The 13,433-nt window shown below is 73.6% G+C and carries 11 protein-coding genes; 4 read left to right on the top strand and 7 right to left on the bottom strand.

The window, feature by feature from the left end:
- Positions 1-48: 48 nt before the first annotated feature.
- Positions 49-546 carry a polyadenylate-specific 3'-exoribonuclease AS gene (locus tag EAD89_RS22085; protein ID WP_121656193.1) on the bottom strand — a complete coding sequence of 166 codons (498 nt, stop codon included), beginning with the start codon at positions 544-546 and terminating at the stop codon, positions 49-51.
- A gap of 294 nt (positions 547-840) precedes the next feature.
- On the opposite strand from EAD89_RS22085, the gene EAD89_RS22080 reads away from it, so the two are divergent.
- Complete coding sequence (locus tag EAD89_RS22080) at positions 841-1,533, top strand: Crp/Fnr family transcriptional regulator (protein ID WP_030337710.1); 693 nt, start codon at positions 841-843, stop codon at positions 1,531-1,533.
- A gap of 97 nt (positions 1,534-1,630) precedes the next feature.
- Here EAD89_RS22080 and EAD89_RS22075 read toward each other — a convergent pair whose 3' ends face one another.
- Positions 1,631-1,828, bottom strand: a complete 198-nt coding sequence (locus EAD89_RS22075) for a hypothetical protein (protein WP_089019700.1) — start codon at positions 1,826-1,828, stop codon at positions 1,631-1,633.
- Positions 1,829-1,989: 161 nt separating this feature from the next.
- On the opposite strand from EAD89_RS22075, the gene EAD89_RS22070 reads away from it, so the two are divergent.
- Positions 1,990-5,514, top strand: a complete 3,525-nt coding sequence (locus EAD89_RS22070) for an adenylate/guanylate cyclase domain-containing protein (RefSeq protein ID WP_121656194.1) — start codon at positions 1,990-1,992, stop codon at positions 5,512-5,514.
- Between the two features lie 6 nt (positions 5,515-5,520).
- On the opposite strand, the gene EAD89_RS22065 is transcribed toward EAD89_RS22070, so the two are convergent.
- Positions 5,521-6,219: a 1-acyl-sn-glycerol-3-phosphate acyltransferase gene (locus tag EAD89_RS22065; protein WP_121677058.1), complete on the bottom strand. Its 699-nt coding sequence runs from the start codon at positions 6,217-6,219 to the stop codon at positions 5,521-5,523.
- A 386-nt stretch (positions 6,220-6,605) separates the two neighbouring features.
- Here EAD89_RS22065 and EAD89_RS22060 point away from each other — a divergent pair, with 386 nt between their 5' ends.
- Together EAD89_RS22060 and EAD89_RS22055 are read left to right on the top strand one after the other, a co-directional pair.
- Positions 6,606-7,451, top strand: coding sequence for a DUF308 domain-containing protein (locus tag EAD89_RS22060; RefSeq protein WP_121656196.1), 846 nt, complete (start codon positions 6,606-6,608; stop codon positions 7,449-7,451).
- A 174-nt stretch (positions 7,452-7,625) separates the two neighbouring features.
- Positions 7,626-9,125, top strand: coding sequence for a trehalose-6-phosphate synthase (locus tag EAD89_RS22055; RefSeq protein ID WP_233578917.1), 1,500 nt, complete (start codon positions 7,626-7,628; stop codon positions 9,123-9,125).
- 37 nt (positions 9,126-9,162) lie between these two features.
- Here the strand turns inward: EAD89_RS22055 and EAD89_RS22050 are convergent, their stop codons facing one another.
- The 4 genes from EAD89_RS22050 to EAD89_RS22035 form a co-directional block, all read right to left on the bottom strand.
- The gene (locus tag EAD89_RS22050) at positions 9,163-9,957 is read right to left on the bottom strand and encodes an alpha/beta hydrolase (RefSeq protein ID WP_121677067.1); all 795 of its coding nucleotides are present in this window, start codon (positions 9,955-9,957) and stop codon (positions 9,163-9,165) included.
- 79 nt (positions 9,958-10,036) lie between these two features.
- Positions 10,037-11,443, bottom strand: a complete 1,407-nt coding sequence (locus EAD89_RS22045) for an NAD(P)/FAD-dependent oxidoreductase (protein ID WP_121677057.1) — start codon at positions 11,441-11,443, stop codon at positions 10,037-10,039.
- A gap of 113 nt (positions 11,444-11,556) precedes the next feature.
- On the bottom strand, positions 11,557-12,261 hold the full coding sequence (locus EAD89_RS22040; RefSeq protein ID WP_121656198.1) for an endonuclease/exonuclease/phosphatase family protein: 705 nt from the start codon (positions 12,259-12,261) through the stop codon (positions 11,557-11,559).
- Between the two features lie 11 nt (positions 12,262-12,272).
- The gene (locus tag EAD89_RS22035) at positions 12,273-13,220 is read right to left on the bottom strand and encodes an ROK family glucokinase (RefSeq protein WP_121656199.1); all 948 of its coding nucleotides are present in this window, start codon (positions 13,218-13,220) and stop codon (positions 12,273-12,275) included.
- Positions 13,221-13,433: the final 213 nt, after the last annotated feature.

Genomic DNA, 13,433 nt, shown 5'->3' with positions numbered 1-13,433 from the left:
CAGAACCGGTCAAACCTCCGTTGTCGGGACCTGACCCGCGACCGCCGTTCAGCGGGCCGTCATCGCCCGCCAGCGGGCCAGGTTGTGCCGGGCGTCCACCAGAGCGTCGTGCCGGGCCGCGTCCGCGTCCGGCAGGGTCGGCCGACCCCGGTCGTCCCACAGCTGCCGCAACTCCTTGGTGAACCGGGGGATCTCCCGGGGCAGCGCCGGCATCGCGCCCCACAGCTGCGCGAGCACCACGTGGTCGTACGCGGCGAACCAGGCCCACAGCTCCAACTGCTCCCCCGGCCGGTCCCGGATCGGCTCCATGAGGAAGTCGTACAGGTCGTCGCGGATGCGCTCCCGCGACCGCCAGGCCCGGTCCGCCGGCGAGGGCAGCTTGTCCAGCACGTTGCGCCGGACCCAGGGCACGGCGCGGGAGTCGTCGAACTCGGTGGAGACCGCGTAGAACTCGCGGCCGTACTCGTCGACGACACCGATCGAGACGAGGTCGACGATCCGGCCGTCCTCGATGAACTCGCAGTCGTAGAAATAGCGGTAGACCATTCCGGCCATCCTCGCCCACCGCCGCCCGGCGCTGGGCGGCGGGGCCCCGCGGACGGCGAGGCCGCGGCCGGTCCAGGCCCGCGGCACCGGCCCGCTTCGGCACCTCAGGACGCGGTACGCCGCAGCTCGCGACGGTCACGGAAGTGCTTCGAGGGGTGTACAGCAAGCGACCGGACCGTCATGATCTGATGTGTACCGCTACCGGACGCCGAACCGGTGTCAGTTCACCTTGTCGGGGCCATCAGGTTCGCCCGGTGAGCGAGTTGTGGTCCTTGACCGGGGAGGGGTTGGGCCGTGGAGGTTCGCCTGCCGGAGCCGGGTGATGCGCTCACGGGTGTCGAGATGTTCGCCGGGCTGGAGCCCGAGGTGCGACAACGTGTCATCGCCGCCGCCGTCCCGCGCACCTACCGCAAGGGTCAGCTGCTCTTCGTGGAGAACGACCCGGGCGAGTCGCTGATCGTGCTGCGCCGCGGCGCGGTGGCCGTCTTTCGCACCGCGCCCACCGGCGAGCGGGCCGTCCTGTCGGTGATCCGTCCACCGGACGTGCTCGGCGAGGTCTCCCTGCTCGACGCCTCCACCCGGTCCGCCTCCGCCGAGGCCATCGAGGACTGCGCGGCGCTCGCGCTCTCCCGGGGGGCGTTCATGGAGCTGGTGCACTCCAACCCGCGCATCCTGGACGCGGTGATGCGGTCGCTGGGTGGGCTGATCCGCCGGCTCACCGAGCAGAACGCCGACCACGTCTTCCTCGACCTGCCCGGCCGGGTGGCCAAGACGCTGGTCCGGCTCGCCGGCGAGAGCCAGGCCCCGATGATCACGATCGAGCTCAACCAGAGCCAGCTGGCCGAGATGGCGGGCGGCTCCCGGCAGAGCGTCAACCAGGCGATCGGCTCGTTCGCCAGTCGCGGCTGGCTGCGTACCGAGGGGCGGCGGATCGTGGTGACCGACGTCGCCGCGCTGCGTCGGCGCGCCGGCATGAACGACCGCTGACCCGTCGACGCGGGCAGCGCACCGGAACGGACACGACACGACGCGGCCGGGTCACCCGTGGGCGACCCGGCCGCGTCGTCGTGTCACCGGCGCCCGGTCAGACCCCGGAGCTGCCCGGCCCGGCCCACTTGTCCGGACCCTTGCCGTCACCGTCCGGGCCGTGGGACTGCTCGACGACGATGCCCTCGGCCTGCAGAGTGGCGAGGGTGGCGGCGTCGACGTCCACCGAGTCACCCGCGGAGTGGCTGACTCCGTTGCCGTCGGTCCAGTCGCTCTCCAGCTTGACGTACACCATTGACCTGTCCCCCTCTGGTCCCTGATCGACATGTGGCCGCCTGAATCTAGTCCGTGAAACCACTTGTGGACTGTCCACAAGCCAACAGGCCGGTACCCGACAGCGGCGCCGACGGTGATACTTCCTCTGACGCGACGCCGTGGGGGGCGTCCGGTTCACCAGTGGAGGCTGCCATCGCCGCGCAGTGTGGGCGCTGTGGACGCACGGCCGCCGACGGCGACCGCTTCTGCGGTGGCTGCGGCGCCGAGCTGGGCGCGGTCTGCCCGCACTGCCTGCGTCCGCTCGCCTCGGACGTCACGTTCTGCACCTCGTGCGGGTCGCCCCGGCCGGGCACGGACCGGCCGGCCGCGCTCACCCCGCAGGAGGACCGCCGCCGGGTGAGCGTGCTCTTCGTCGACCTGATCGACTTCACCCCGTACGTGGAGCGGGCCGACCCGGAGCAGGTCCGCGGCATGCAGACGGGCTTCTTCTCCGCGGCCCGTCGGGTGGTGGGCCAGTACGGCGGCGTGGTGGAGAAGTACATCGGCGACGCGGTGATGGCGCTCTTCGGCGCCCCGATCGCCACCGAGACCGACGCGTTGCGCTGCGTACGGGCCGGGCTGGAGCTGCAACGGGTGCTCACCCGGTTCGCTCCGACCGGCAGCACCGAGCTGCGGTTCCGGGTCGGGGTGGCCACCGGTGAGGCGCTGGTCGACGTGGCCGCCGCCCGGGACGGCGGACAGGCGATCGTGGCCGGCGACGTGGTGAACACCGCGTCCCGGATGCAGTCGGTCGCGCCGCCGGGTGGGGTGCTGGTCTGCGGCACCACGCACGCGCTGACCAAGGACGCGATCCGCTACGAGGAGCAGCCCCCGGTCACCCTGCGCGGCCGGTCGTCGCCGACCGAGGTGTGGCTCGCCCTGGCGCCGATGCGCCGGCAGCCCACCGACCGGGAGCCGGACACCACGCCGCTGGTCGACCGGGAACACGAACTGGGCATGCTGGTCAACGCGCTGCACCGGTCGCTGCGCGACCGGCTGCCGCAGGTGGTCACCATCTTCGGCCGGGCCGGCATCGGCAAGAGCCGGCTGCTGCGGGAGCTGTACCGGCACACCGGCCGGCTGGTGGACGAGCCGCTGACCTGGCGCACCGGGCGCTGCCCGCCGTTCGGGGAGAACGTCACGTTCGCCGCGCTCGCCGACATCGTCAAGTCCGAGGCGGGCATCCTGGACACCGACCCGGCCGGCAGCGCGGCGCAGCGGTTGGCCGCCGCGGTCGGCGAGCTGATCGGCCCGGGCGAACGCGACCGGGTGGTGGACGCGCTGCGCCCGCTGGTCGGGTTGCCCGGCACGCCGCTGCCGGCCGAGGAGGCGGAGTCGGCGTGGCGGCGTTTCCTGCTGGCGCTGGCCGCCCGCCGCCCCACCGTGCTGGTCTTCGAGGACCTGCACTGGGCCGACGACGCGATGCTGCGTTTCGTGGAGCTGCTCGGCGCGGCGGCCCGTGAGGTGCCGCTGCTGCTGCTGTGCACCGCCCGCCCGGAGCTGGTCGACCGGGACCCGAGCTGGGCCGGCACCATCACCGGCTCGGTGACGATCACCCTGCCGCCGCTGCGCGACACCGGGATCGCCGCGCTGTACGCGCACCTGTTCGGCCAGGCGGCGTTCTCCGCCGACATGTTGAGCCCGCTGATCGAGGTGGCCGGCGGCAACCCGCTCTACGCCCACGAGTACGTCCGGATGCTGATCGAGCAGGGCGCGCTGCGCCAGTCCGGGCGGGGCTGGTCGCTGGACAAGCAGCTCGAGCTGACCATGCCGGAGAGCGTGCACGCGGTGATCGCCAACCGGGTGGACCTGCTGGACGCCAAGGACCGTGCGGTGCTGCTGGCCGCCTCGGTGGTCGGGGTGCAGTTCTGGCCCGGCGCGGTGGCCGCCGCGCTGGGGCAGCAGGTCGAGTCGGTCGAGCGCTCGCTGCGGCGGCTGGAGCAGCGCGACTTCGTGCACGAGCAGGCGGCGTCGACGATGGCCGGGCAGGCGGAGTTCCGGTTCCGGCACGTGCTGGTGCGCGACGTCTGCTACCAGCGGCTGCCGCGCACCGAACGGGTGGCCCGGCACGAGCGGGCCGCGGACTGGCTCGACGCTCTGTCGCACAGCCGCGACACGGATCTGGCCGAGGTGCTCGCCCACCACCGCTGGGCGGCCCACGAGATCGCCCGTTCGCTGGGCATGGAGGTCCGGCGGTACGCCGGGCCGGCGCGGCAGGCGCTGCACCGCGCGGCCCGTCGGGCGTACGCGCTGCACGGGCTGGACGCGGCGGCCAGTCACGCCGGCCGGGCGCTCGGCCTGGCCGACGACAGCGACCCGGTGGGCCGGCTCCAACTGGAGCTGCTGAGCACCGAGATCTCGTTCTACCGGGACGGCAACGCGTTCCTCTCCGGCGGTGGACCGGAACAGGTGCACACCCTCGCCGACCGGCTGCTGGCGCACGGCGACGACGCCTGCGCGGCCCGGGCGTGGACGCTGCTCGGCCAGGCCGCCTGGTTGCGCGCCGACCGCGGCGACGCGCTGGCCTGCCTGGACCGCGCGGTGGAGCTGTTCGAGCCGCTGGCGGACACCGCGCAGAAGGCCGACGCGTACGCCGAGCTGGGCCGGTTGCACATGCTCAACTACGAGCGGGATCCGGCCGTGGCGGCGGCGGACACCGCCGCGGAGATCGCCGAGCGGCTGGGCCTGACCGAGACCCGCACCAACGCCCGGATCACCGCGGCCACCGCCCGCTACCAGTCCGGCGACCGGGTCGGCCTGGACGAGCTGCACGCGATCGTCGAGTTCAGCCGGGCCGGTCAGCTGCTCGCGCTGCCCCGGGCCACCCAGAACCTCGCCTGGGCGATCCGGGAGGAGGGCGACTGGCTGCGCTCGGACGCCCTGCTCTCGGCCGCGCCGGCCCGCACCGCCAGCGGCCAGACGCTGACCACCAGCTACTCGGCCGAGGCGATGCGCGCCTGGTTCGACGGCGACTTCGGCCGGCTGCTGGCCGCGGCGGAGGCATTCGTGGACACTCCGACCGGCAGTTGGGACATGCAGGTGCGGGGGCTGCGCTGCTGCCTGCTGGTGCTGCGTGACGACGAGGATCCGGACGACGTGGCCGACGCGTTGGACACCGCGCGGCGCAGCGGGTTCCACCGGTTGCACTGGACGATGTTGAGCATGGCCGCGCTGTGCCGGGCGATGCAGGGCCGCGACGCCGAGGCGGCGGAGCTGATCGACGAGCTGGGCAGGTCCTGGTCGGCGGTGCCGGCGCTGGCCAGCGGGGAGTGGATCGCCGCCGCCGCGTACGCCGCCGCGCTGGCCGGCCGGGACGCTGCGGTGCGGGTCCGGGCGATGCTGGACCGGGTCGGCCACCGGACGCCCTGGTCGGAGGCGGCGCTGCGGACCGTGACGGCGGCCCTGGCCGCGGCCGACGGCGACCACCGGCGCTCGGCCGAGCTGTACCTGGCCGCCGCCGAGACCTACGGCCGGATCCCGGACGTCAGCGACCGGGTGCTGGCGCTGGCGTTCGCGGCGGCGGAGCTGACCCGCGCCGGCGACCCGGCGGCCGCCCGGGCGCCGCGCGCCGAGGTGCGCACCTTCGCGTTGCGCAACGACGCCCCCGGGCTGCTCGCGCTCGCCGGCCGGCCGATCACCCCGGCTGGGCCGGCGGTCGCCTGCTGAGCCGGCTCAGGCGGCGACCGGCGTGGGGACCGGTTGGGGCTGCTTGAGCTTCTGCGCGTAGATGTCGACGTACTCCCGACCGGAGAGCTCCATCAACTCGTACATGATCTCGTCGGTGACCGCGCGCTCGACGAACCGGTCGCCGGCCAGCCCGGCGTAGCGGGAGAAGTCCAGCGGCGCCCCGAAACGGATCTTCACTCGGTCGATCTTGGGGATGAGCTTGCCCGGCGGCTGGATCTCGTCGGCGTTGAGCATCGCCACCGGCACCACCACCGCGCCGCTCTCCAGGGCGAGCCGGGCCACCCCGGTCTTGCCCCGGTAGAGCCGCCCGTCCGGGGAGCGGGTGCCCTCCGGGTAGATGCCGGCCACTCCCCCGGCACGCAGCACCTGCAACTGGGTGTCCAGCGCGGCGCGGGCCGCCCGGCCGCCGGAGCGGTCCACCGGGATGGTGCCGGTGCCGACGAAGAACATTTTGGTCAGCCAGCCCTTGATCCCCTTGCCGGTGAAGTACTCGGCCTTGGCCACGAAGGTGACCTTTCGAGGGGTGATCAGCGGTGTGAAGATCGAGTCGGAGAAGGAGAGGTGATTGCTGGCCAGGATCACCGGACCGGTCGCCGGCACGTTGTGCAGGCCCTCCACCTGCGGGCGGAAGATCAGCTTCAGCAGCGGACCGAGGATGACGTACTTCAACAGCCAGTACAGCACCGGCGTCCTTTCCCGTGGTGTGCCCGCGACAGCACGCCCCATGCCGGGCAACGCCGCCGTCGCCGACGAGCCTACGAAGCGCGGGCTCTCCCCACAACGGACGCTCGGGCCGATCCTGCTCGCGCCGGACGGGGCCGACGTCCTTGGACCGGGATCGGGTGCTCACCGGTCGGCAGGCCCCGAGACCCCCTGTTGCCACTTGTCGCGCAAGAACGGACAAAGAGGCACGCCCGCCACCAGCAGCGGGGACGCTGACTTTGGAAGACGCGACACAACGCACTCCCGGAACCGACCCCTGACGTGTCACGATTCAAAGCACGGCGTGCGGACGGGCGTCGAGGGGGCTGGGCGGCCGCGCCGGAGGGCGCGTTGAGGAGGATGTCCGGGTGTCAGCGGGTGGGGCCCGCCGGGGACGGCGGGACAACGGGCTCGACGCGAACGAGTACGCCGTCGTCGGCGACGTCGATCCGCGCGTCGGCGAGCACCTGCTCGACGTGCTGGCCGCCGGAGGGATCGCCGCCTACCTGCAACCCTCCGCCGACCTCAACCCGGTCACCCGCACCACCACCGTTCCGGCCCGTCCGGTCGACCGGCTCTACGTCGACCGCTCGCACCTGACCACCGCGCGGGACTACCTGACCCAGCTCGCCGACGAGACCGCCCCCGAGCAGCAACCGGCCCGCGACGAGCCGGACATCGACGCCGAGTGGGCCCGGATCGTCGCCGGCTTCCACACCACCTCGTCGGCCGGTGAGCACCCGTGGCCGGCCGCGGAGGACGTGGACGACCGGGACGAGCCCACCGCCGGTCCGCTGGCCCGCTCCGGCGCGGACGAGGCCGGGCCGACCGCCACCGACGTCCGCCGGCTACCGTCCGCCACCGACATCTCCGGGATCTCGATCGGGCGCGGCACCCGGCCCGACGAGCCGTCGCTGCTGGACGGGCTGGACACCTTCGGCGCGGACCTGCCCGACGACGAGGACGAGGACGAGGGCTACCACCCGCCTCCGCCGCCGCCGCTACCCCGGTTCTCCAAGTACGCGGTGGTCGGCACGCTCGCCGTGGTCGTCGGGTTCGTGCTCTTCCTTTTCCCGTCGCTGCTTCCGATCGACCGTTCGGCGGTCACCCTGTTCGGGTTCACCGGCATCCTGGCCGGTTTCGTCACGCTGATCTGGCGGCTGCGCCCCGGCGACGAGGACGACCGCGACCCGGACGACGGCGCCGTCGTCTGACCGTCCGGTCGTATCGCCGCCGACCGCATCCCGGGACGACGCCGCCCCACCCGTGACGTAACAGTGGTGTAACTTACTGTCAGTAGGAATACCGCCGTACGTCACTTCCCCGACTGACTGACCGGTTTTCCCTTGCTCGCGGCGGTCAGACCTCTGCTGATCGGAATGCCCGAGATGCGACAGAGCTCCCTCGTGGTGGTGGCCAACCGCCTCCCCATCGACGACAGTGTGGCGCCCGACGGGGCCTGCGAATGGCGGCGTAGCCCAGGTGGGCTGGTCAGCGCGCTGCATCCCCTGCTGCGGCACACCCCGGCGACGTGGGTCGGCTGGGCCGGCGGCACCGGGCCCGCCCCCGCACTGCCGGACGTGGACGGCGTCCGGATGCACAGCGTCCCGCTCAGCCACGAGGACCTGCGCGACCACTACGAGGGGTTCGCCAACGCCACCCTGTGGCCGCTCTACCACGACGCCGTCGAGCAGCCGCAGCACCACCGCCGATGGTGGGAGGCGTACCAGCGGGTCAACCAGCGCTTCGCCGAGGCGACCGCCGAGGTGGCCGAGCCGGGCGGGGTGGTCTGGGTGCAGGACTACCACCTGCACCTCGTCCCCGGCCTGCTCCGCGCCCTCCGACCGGACCTGCGCATCGGGTTCTTCCTGCACGTGCCGTTCCCGCCGCCGGAGCTGTTCATGCAGTTGCCCCGTCGGGCCGAGCTGCTGCGCGGCATGCTCGGCGCCGACCTGGTCGGCTTCCAACGAGCCCAGGCGGCGCACAACTTCTCCCAACTGGTGACCAAGGTGCTGGAGCTGCCGGCCACCGACCGGCGGATCGGCATCGACGACCGGGTGGTGCGCATCGGCGCGTTCCCGGTCTCCATCGACACCGCGGAGATGGCCGCGCTCGCCGCCCGCCCCGACGTGGCCGCCCGGGCCCGCCGGCTGCGCCAGGACCTCGGCGACCCCCGACAGGTCATCCTGAGCGTGGACCGGATGGACTACACCAAGGGCATCGAGCAGCGGCTCAAGGCGTACAGCGAGCTGCTCGCCAGCGGCGACGTCAAGGTCCGCGACACGGTGCTGGTGCAGGTCGCGATGCCGAGCCGGGAACGCGTCGGCCAGTACCAGGTCCTGCGGGAACGGATCGAGCGCGAGGTCGGACGGATCAACGGCGAGTTCGGCCGGGTCGGCGAGCCGGCCATCCACTACCTCACCCAGCCCTTCGACCGCGCCGAGCTGGCCGCGCTCTACCGGGTCGCCGACGTGATGGCGGTGACCCCGCTGCGCGACGGGATGAACCTGGTCGCCAAGGAGTACGTCGCCGCCCGGGTGGACGACGCGGGGGCGTTGCTGCTCAGCGAGTTCGCCGGCACCGCCGCCGAGCTGTCCCAGGCGTACCTGGTCAACCCGCACGACCTGGAGGGGCTCAAGCAGGGGCTGCGCGCGGCGCTGAGGGCCAGCCCCGCCGACGTCGCGGAACGGATGCGGGCCATGCGCGCCTACCTGCACCAGCACGACATCCGGGCCTGGGCCCGCTCCTACCTGAGCGCGCTGGACGAGAGGGGCGCCCTGGTCAGCCGCCTCACCAGCGCCGACGGCACCCCGGACGGCACCGCCCGGATGCCGGCGCCCCGGGCCGCCCCGGTGGGCAGTCCGGCCAACCGCCACGCCCGCGGCTGACCCGGCGCGCGCCAGCGGACGCGGACCGCTGGGACGCTCAGTGCGCCGCCGGCTCCTTCTCCAACCAGTCCAGGATCGCGTCGATCGGCTCCGCCCACCGCGCGTCCAGCATCAGGTCGTGGCCCATTCCGGGAAAGAGCAGCGGAGCCGAGCCGTACCGGCGGGCCACCCGGTTCAACGTCGACGTCGGCACCACCCGGTCATCCGGGCTGCCCAGCACCAGCACCGGCGGCGCACCCACGGCCGGCTCGGCCTCCGGCTCGCCCAGCAGCGCCCACTGCGCCCGCCGGCCGGCCCGACCCAGCCGGGCGACGTGCCGCCGGGCCTCCGCCTCGGGCAACTCCCGGCTGAACAACTGCCCGCGGCTGAGCCGCAGCGGCCCGCCGAACACCGCCGGCAACGTGCCGGACGGATTGCGGCGCAACGCCGCGCCGAGCACACCCCAACCGCCGAAGACCGGCGCCACCAGCACGGCACTGCGCGCCGGGTAGCGGGCCAACGCGTGCGCCACCACCAACGCACCGGCGCCGTGCCCCACCAGCACCGCCTGACGCGGCAGGCCCGCGGCCACCTGGACCACATCGTGGGCGTACGCGCGCAGCGTCGCCTCCGGCGCCGGCTCGCTGCCACCGTGCCCGCGCAGGCTCATCGCGTACGCCGGGAACCCCCGCGACGCCGCGTGTCCCAGCCAGTGCTCGGCGAACGCCCACGCGCCGTGCCCGAACCCGGGCACGAAGAGCAGCGGCGGGCGCCCCTCCTCCACCTCCGGAATCGCGCTGAGCACCTCACGCCGGGCCGGCCGGACCGGGCGGGACCACTCCCGGCCCCGCATGATCCGCAGCTGACTGCTCGCGCTCACTTGTTCGGCCTTCCGTTCGCGACTGCGGGGCTCGCAAGCTCACTCCTCGCGCTCACTTGCCCTCCAGGTCGTGCAGGGCGCGCTGGACGGCGCGCAGGTAGTCGGCGTGGCCGACCTCGAACCAGTGCCGGCTGCTCTCCTTGACCTGCCCGGAGTAGCGCTCCCCGGCCCGGTCGCGCACCTGCTGCGCGAAGGCCGCCGCCCGCTCCGGTCGATCCCGGCGGGCCCGCAGCAGCCGGGCGAAGAGCACCGTCTGCCAGTGCGACAGGGTGAACAGACCGGAGTCCGGCTGCACCAGACCCGCCACCGCCAGCGTCGGATGCCCCGGGGTGAAGGCGTTGAGCCACAGCGTGGGCCGGCCGACGCCGGCGCTGTCACCGAACACCGACGCGTCGAGGAACTCGAAGCGCGGCAGGTAGCCGGTGGCGAAGACGACCAGCTCCGGATCGATCTCGCGGCCGTCGGTCAGCTCCACGGCGTACGGGTGGAACCGGGCGACGTCCGGCACCGGGCCGATCGCGCCGTGGCCCACGTAGTAGACGAGCTGGCTGTTCGCGATCGGGTGCGTCTCGTACACCCGGTGGTCGGGTCCGGGCAGGCCGAAGCGGGTGAGGTCGCCGACGGTCAGCCGCAGCGTCCAGTGGTAGAGCCACTGGCGCACCCGCAGCGGCACGCGCAGTGCCAGCAGAGAGTCGTTGACCTGGTCGGCGGGGCGGCCGAGCACGTACTTCGGCGCGTACCAGTAGCCGCGCCGGGTGGAGTGCCAGCACCGCGACGCCTGCTGGGCGGCCTCGACGGCGATGTCGCAGCCGGTGTTGCCGGCGCCGACCACCAGCACGCGCTTGCCCCGCAGCTGCGCCGGGTCCTTGTAGGACGAGGCGTGCATGATCTCGCCGCGGAACTGTTCGAGCCCCTCGTAGCGGGGCAGCTTGGGCGACCAGTTGTGGCCGTTGGCGACCACCACGGCGGCGTACTGGGAGGTGCGCTCCGGCCCGTACCCGCCGGTGGAACGGGTGGTCACGTCCCAGCGGTCCCCCGCGGCCGGCTCGACCCGGACGACCTCGGTGCCGAACCAGATGTGCGAACGCAGGTCGAAGTGGTCGGCGTACCGCTCGAAGTACGAGAGCAGCTGGCTGTGGTGCGGGTAGTCCGGCCACGAGTCCGGCATCGGGAAGTCGGGGAACTGGGTGAACGGCTTCGACGAGATCAGGTGGGTGCTGGCGTACACCGGGCTGCGGTCGTGCCGCCAGTTCCAGGCGCCGCCGACGCCGGTCTCCCGCTCGTAGCAGTCCACGCCGAACCCGTGCTCGCGCAGATTCTTGATGGCCGTCAAGCCGCTGGCCCCGGCCCCGATGACGCAGACCGTGTCGCCGCGGTCGGAGACCGGGCGGCCGTCGCGGCTCGGCGCGGACGGGTTCGCTTCCGGGTCGGGCCGGCCGTGGTCGGTGGAGGTGGACACCGGGACATCTCCTTTTGTGCGGCACGCGTGCCGGTCGCCGCGAAATCCTCTCCACATCGGAGCCGGATGTCCAGCCCCGGCGCGGACGGATCGACGGTCGCGCCGGTCGGGGGTCAGCCGGTGGTGGGCAGCAGCAGGTCGACCAGGACCGGGAAGTGGTCGCTGGCCCGCCGGGTCTGCGGTGTGTCCACCACGTCATAGTCGACCACGGTGATCCGCGGGTCGACGAAGAGCGCGTCGATGCGCCGGCGGGGGTCGGCGCAGGAGTAGGTGAGCCGGTCCGTCCGGTCGGCCGCCACCGCGGCGTCGGTCAGGCCGCGCGCCACGGTGGCCCAGGCCGGCCCGTCCGGGCCCTCGTTGAGGTCCGCGCCGGCCACCACCGGCCCGCTCGCCGCGTCCAGGCCGCGCCGGAACTCGGCGGCCTGCGCGGGACGTTCGGCCGGGTCGGTGGACAGGTGGGAGCCGGCGAGGGTGAACCGGGCGGCGCCGACCCGGCAGTCGGCGTACGCGGCGCCGCGCAGGTGCCGGCCGGGCGTGAGCGGAAAACGCTGGCAGCGGGTGTCCCGCACCTGGACGCGCAGGCTGGTCAGCAGCAGGTTGCCCAGGGCGGGCAGCCCACCGGCGGCCACCACCAGGCCGAACGACTCGGCCAGCGTGGCCGACTTCTGCCGCCACCGGAACCGGCGCGGCCCCTCCTGCACGATCACCACGTCCGGCGTCACGGCCCGGACCACGGCCGCCAGCGCCGCGGTGTCGTCGCGCTGGCTGTGAATGTTGTACGACACCACCCGCAGTGGTACGCCGTCCGCCTCGCTCATTCCGGCTCGCCTCAGATCCGCCGGGCCAGGTCGGCGGCGCCGATCACCCCGGCGCTGTTGCCCAGCTCGGCGGGGAGCACCTCGGCCACCGGCAGGCGCCCCCGCTGGGAGAGCGCGTCGAGGTACGAGCGGCGCGCCGGGCCGAGCAGCAGGTCACCGGCGTCGATCACGCCACCGCCGACCACCAGGGTCTGCGGGTCGAGGATCTGCGCCATGTCGGCGAGGCTGGTGCCCAGCCACCGGCCGATCTGCGCGAACGCCTCGGTGGAGACCGGGTCGCCGCCCTGCGCGGCGGCGGTCACCATGTGGCCGGTGATCGCCTCGGTGTCGCCGCCGGCCAGCTCCAGCAGCGCGGTGGCGCGTTGCGGCTCCTGCCGGGCGCCGGCCCGGGCGAAGCGGACCAGGGCGCTGCCGCTGGCGTACTGCTCGATGCAGCCCAGCCGCCCGCAGCCGCACTGGTGCCCGTCCGGCACGGCCAGCATGTGGCCCAGCTCCGCGGCGACGCCGTGCGCGCCGCGCAGCAGCTCACCGCCGAGCACGATGCCACCGCCGACGCCGGTGCCGATGGTGAACATGACCATGGAGTCGTCGGCGTCCCGGGCCGCGCCGTAGCGGAACTCGGCCCAGGCGGCCACGTTGGCGTCGTTCTCCACGATCACCGGCAGGCCGACGGCCGCGCTGACGTACTCGCGCAGTGGCTCGTCCCGCCAGGCCAGGTTGGGGGCGAAGAGCACGGTCGAGCGGTGGGCGTCGATCCAGCCGGCCGCACCGATGCCGACCGCCTCGATCGTCCGTCCGGTAGCCAGTTCGCCGACCAGGTCGATGATGACGTCGCGGGTCTTGGCGACGTCATCGGCGGGAGTGTCCCGTCGGGTCTGCACGAGGACCGTGCCGGTGTCGTCCACGACACCGCCGGCCACCTTCGTGCCACCGACGTCGACTCCGATGGTCAGCGTCACCGCTGCCGCTCCCCTCTGCTGTGCTGTCCGGCCCGCACGCCGGCGACACGCCGGTCCGGGTCGGGATGTCCCGCGCTCAGGCGACGTCGCCCGGTGCGGCCGCGCCGGTGTCGTCGGGCACCCGCGTCGCGGGCACCACGGGTCGGTCGGTCGGCGCCGGTGGGGCCACCGTCCCGGCCTCGTCGACGGGTGGTGCGGTGGCCGGGGCGGGTG

The sequence above is a fragment of the Micromonospora sp. BL4 genome, from assembly GCF_003667505.1.
GTDB lineage: Bacteria > Actinomycetota > Actinomycetes > Mycobacteriales > Micromonosporaceae > Micromonospora.
Note: the sequence above shows the minus strand (reverse complement) of the source record. Positions and strands in the feature narration are given on the sequence as shown.